We start from the raw sequence: 4,228 nt of genomic DNA on the forward strand, positions 1-4,228 counted from the left end.
GGTGCGGCCCGCACGGGACGCGACACGTCGTACGCCCCCCCCCGGGCCCCCCGGGGGCCGCCCCGCGGCCGCGGGCCGCGGCGGCGCGGCCGTTCTGCTGGCTACTCGGCTCCGACTCGTCGGCGCCCCGGGCTTCCCCGGCCCCTCAGCGGCCCTTGCGGGCCCGCTTGCCACCCGGTCCCTGCTCGGCGAACTCCGGCAGCCACTCCAGCATCTCCGCCCGGAACGGCGCCTTCGCCCCCAGCTGACACAGCACCCCGATCGTGCTCAACGTCACCCGGTGGATCAGCAGGTACGACGGCGGCAGGTTCAACTGCTTGCCCAGGTTGTAGGCAGGCGACCGCGGATCCGCGATCCGCGCCGCCTGCGCCCGCATCCACGCCCGCGTGAAGTGGAAGGAATCCACCGCCGCCGGCTCGATGATCGGCACCAGGTAGTCCAGCACCGCGTCCGCATCCAGCTCGATCGAGGGCTTCACGAAGCCCTCCTCCCGCAGCATCTCCAGCACACCCGCCGCATCACCGGCCAACGCCATCCGCAGCGACGCCCCGATCGGCGCCGGCAACCCACCCGGCAACCGGTCCACCGTGCCGAAGTCCAGCACCCCCAGCCGCCACCCCGACACCGGACCGTCGTCCTTCAACAACCGGAAATTGCCCGGATGCGGATCCGCGTGCAACAACCCCGTCCGCGCCGGACCGGCGAACAGGAACCGGGCCAGCAGCCGGCCCGCACGGTCCCGCTCCTCCTGGCTCCCGCCCGCGATCACCTCCGCCAGCGGCGTGCCGTCCATCCACTCCGTCACCAGCACCTGATCCGCCTGCGCCACCACACCCGGCACCACGATGTCCGGATCGCCCGCGAACACCTCGGCGTGCCGACGCTGCGCCTGCGCCTCCAGCTCGTAGTCGAGCTCCTCGGAGACCCGCTCGCGCAGCTCGGCGATCAGCGGCTTGATGTCCAGCCCCGGGATCAGCGGGCCCAGCAGCCAGGCGACGCGGCCGAGTTGCGACAGGTCCGCGAGCAGCGCGTCACCCGCGCCCGGGTACTGCACCTTGACGGCGACCCGTCGGCCGTCGTGCCAGACCGCCCGGTGCACCTGGCCGATCGAGGCGGCGGCCGCCGGCCGGTCGTCGAACTCCCGGAACAGCTCACGCCAGTTGGCCCCGAGGCGCTCGGCGAGCGCGGTGTGCACCTTGGCGGCGGGCATCGGGGGAGCGGCGTCCTGCAGCTTGGTGAGCGCCGCCCGGTACGGGCCGGCGACCTCCTCGGGCAGCGCGGCCTCGAAGACGGACAGCACCTGCCCGAACTTCATGGCCCCGCCCTTGAGTTCGCCGAGCACCTTGAACAGCTGGTCGGCGGTGGCCTGTTGCAGCTCGGCCGTCACCACCTCGGCGGACCGACCGCCGATCCGCCTGCCCAGGCCGAGCGTGGCGCGGCCGGCTATCCCCAGGGGCAGGGCGGCGAGCCGTGCCGTGCGGGTCACTGCCTTGCGCGGAAGATCGCTCACCGGGCCTCCATCCGACACACCCCCGGCCACCCGGTACCGGACGGCCGACCATCACTACGCCATTGTGCCCGCTCGCCGCCCCGCACCAGCCCGTATTTCGCGCAGGCGTGAGCGGCGCATCGGTGTCGGACCGGTGGCGTACGGGCGGCGTACCGGCGGCGGATCCGCGGATCAGCGGGGCAGGCGCAGGGCCAGGCCGTCGAGGACGACCTCCAGGCCGTAGCCGAACTTGCTGTCGCGGATGGTCACCGGGTCGGTGCCGGCGGCGGTAGCGTAGGCGTCGGCGAGGTGCTCGAAGCCGTCGGCCGCCTCCTGGGCGGCGGGCATGAGACGGGCGATGAACTCGGCCTCCGTCTGGCCGGACCGGGCCACCGTGGTGAGCCAGGCCGACTCCGTGGTGCCCATGCCGATCGTGTAGCAGACCAGGGTGTCGATCGCCCGGACCGGCTCGGGGAACCCGGCGGCGGTGAACAGGACGGTCAGCTGCTCGGCGAACGACATCAGGTTGGGGCCCAGGTAGGCGAGGCCCGCCTGGCCGAGGACGGACGACAGCCAGGGGTGGCGCAGCACCGTCGCGCGGAAGGCCTGGGCGGCGTCGGTGGCCGCGGCGCGCCAGTCGGGGCTGTCGGCGGGCGGGAGGACGATCTCGCCGAAGACCTCGTCGACCGCGAGCTCCATGAGCTCGTCCTTGGTCGCGACGTGGCGGTAGAGGGAGGTCGCGCCGGCGTTCAGGCGGGCGGCGAGTTTGCGCATGCTCAGCGCCTCGATGCCCTCGGCGTCGAGCATCACGATCGCCTCGCGGACGATCGCGTCCCGGCTGAGCGAGGGCTGGTCGGGCTCGCGCTGGCGGCGGGCCCATACGGACGGGATCGGGTTCGTGCTGGCGGCCATCGGCATCCCCTTCTGCGTACACCGTTCGCATTCAGCGTACAGCAAGCGCTAGTTGCGCACACTGTTCCTCGATGCGTACAGTGTGCGCAGCGACGGAACGCAGTGCGCACCGAAGGAACGGTGTGCGCATGGAGAGGGGAGATCTCATGCAGGCCCGCAACCCGCACCGCTGGTGGATCCTGATCGTGCTGTGCCTGAGCTCGTTGGTCCTGGTGATCGACAGCATGGCGCTGACCGTGGCCGTGCCCTCGATGACGGCGGACCTCGGCGCGAGCGCCCAGGACACCCAGTGGATCCTCGACTCCTACGTCCTGGTCTTCGCCGGGCTGCTGCTGACCTCCGGCAGCCTCGGCGACCGCTTCGGCCGACGGAAGATCATGATCATCGGCCTGCTGCTCTTCGGCGCGGCGTCCCTGGCCGCGACCTTCTGCACGAACCCCGGTGAGGTGATCGCCTCCCGCGTCGCGATGGGGGTCGGCGGCGCGCTGATCATGCCGTCGACGCTGTCGATCCTCATCACCGTCTTCGACGAGGACGAGCGCGGCAAGGCGATGGCGGCCTGGGGGTCGGTGGCGATGCTCGGCCTCGTCGGCAGCCCGGTCCTCGGCGGCGTGCTGATCGACCACTTCTCGTGGCACTCGATCTTCTTCCTCAACGTCCCGGTCGTCGCCCTCGCGATCCTCGCCGGTCTCGTGCTGATGCCGGAGTCCAAGGGGCCGTGGCAGAAGCCGGACCCGCTCGGCGCGGTGCTGTCCGCGGTCGGCATGACGGCGCTGATCTGGTGGATCATCGAGATCCCGCAGCACGGTGCCTTCGGCGGCCGGTCGCTGGTCACCCTGGGTGTGGCGGTGGTGGCGCTCGTCGGGTTCGTGGTCTGGGAGAACGTCACCGACGCGCCGATGGTGCCGCTGGTCCTCTTCGGGCACCGCGACTTCAGCGGCGGCTCGCTCTCGCTGACGCTCGTCCAGATCGGCAACGGCGGGCTGCTGCTGGTCCTCACCCAGTACCTGCAGTTCGTGCTGGGCTACTCGCCGGTCAAGGCGGGGCTCGCGTTCATGCCGCTCGCCGTCGCCGCGCTGATCGGCAACGGGGCCGGGGCCAAGTTCGCCGCGAAGATCGGCAACCGCCTCCTGATCCTCTCCGGGATGCTCGCGATGGCCGCCGCCTTCGGGCTGCTGACCACCGTCACGGCCGACGGCGGCTTCACCGTTCCGGCGGTCGCGCTCGGCCTGCTCGGGCTCGGGGCCGGTCTGGCCATGCCAGCCGCGGTGGGGGCGCTGATGGGCACCATCCCGGCGGAGAAGGCGGGCGTCGGCTCGGCGCTCAACGACACCATCCAGCAGGCCGGCACCGCGCTCGGCATCGCGATCCTCGGCTCGCTGCTGTCGAGCGGTTTCGCCGCCCGGATGCCGGCGGGGCTGCCGGACGGGGCGAGGCACTCGATCGCCGGGGCGCTGGCTGTCGCGAAGGGGGACGCCGGGCTCGTGCACACCGCTCGGGAGGCGTTCACGAGCGCGATGACGACCACCTTCACGATCAGCGCGATCGGGGTGCTCGCGGCGGCGCTGGTGGCCACGCTGGTCATGCGGGGCCGCCCGGCGGGGGCGGAGCAGGGGTCGGCGGAGCAGGGGGCGGCGGCCGATGCGGCCGACGAGCGGGCGGAGGATGCGGAGCTCGCCGCCTGATGGGGCGCAGCCCGAGGTGTCCACACCGAGAAGGGCGGTGCCCCTGGGGGTACCGGCCTTCGGTGCTGTGTGCGAGAAGTCGGCGGGGCCGACTTCTCGGTCTTGTCCAGCTACTCCATGTTCTGCGTCCGGGGGGGGAGGG

3 protein-coding genes are annotated in these 4,228 nt (G+C 72.4%); 1 reads left to right on the plus strand and 2 read right to left on the minus strand.

The annotated features are described in order from the left end of the window. Positions 1-145 precede the first annotated feature (145 nt). The gene (locus ACFV4G_RS43095) at positions 146-1,510 is read right to left on the minus strand and encodes an ABC1 kinase family protein (protein WP_380449065.1); all 1,365 of its coding nucleotides are present in this window, start codon (positions 1,508-1,510) and stop codon (positions 146-148) included. A gap of 171 nt (positions 1,511-1,681) precedes the next feature. Beyond that, entirely contained in the window at positions 1,682-2,401 is a 720-nt protein-coding gene (locus ACFV4G_RS43100) for a TetR/AcrR family transcriptional regulator C-terminal domain-containing protein (protein ID WP_380449067.1), read from the minus strand. Between the two features lie 128 nt (positions 2,402-2,529). Here ACFV4G_RS43100 and ACFV4G_RS43105 point away from each other — a divergent pair, with 128 nt between their 5' ends. After that, the gene (locus tag ACFV4G_RS43105) at positions 2,530-4,086 is read left to right on the plus strand and encodes an MFS transporter (RefSeq protein ID WP_380449069.1); all 1,557 of its coding nucleotides are present in this window, start codon (positions 2,530-2,532) and stop codon (positions 4,084-4,086) included. The last annotated feature ends 142 nt before the right edge of the window (positions 4,087-4,228 follow it).

The sequence above is a fragment of the Kitasatospora sp. NPDC059747 genome (genome assembly GCF_042732955.1).
In the GTDB taxonomy this organism is placed as follows: domain Bacteria; phylum Actinomycetota; class Actinomycetes; order Streptomycetales; family Streptomycetaceae; genus Kitasatospora.

Bases quoted from the DNA above. Each gene is read 5' to 3' on its own strand.
- ACFV4G_RS43100 (WP_380449067.1), bottom strand. From the start codon at position 2,401: ATGGCCGCCAGCACGAACCCGATCCCGTCCGTATGGGCCCGCCGCCAG.
- ACFV4G_RS43105 (WP_380449069.1), top strand. From the start codon at position 2,530: ATGGAGAGGGGAGATCTCATGCAGGCCCGCAACCCGCACCGCTGGTGG.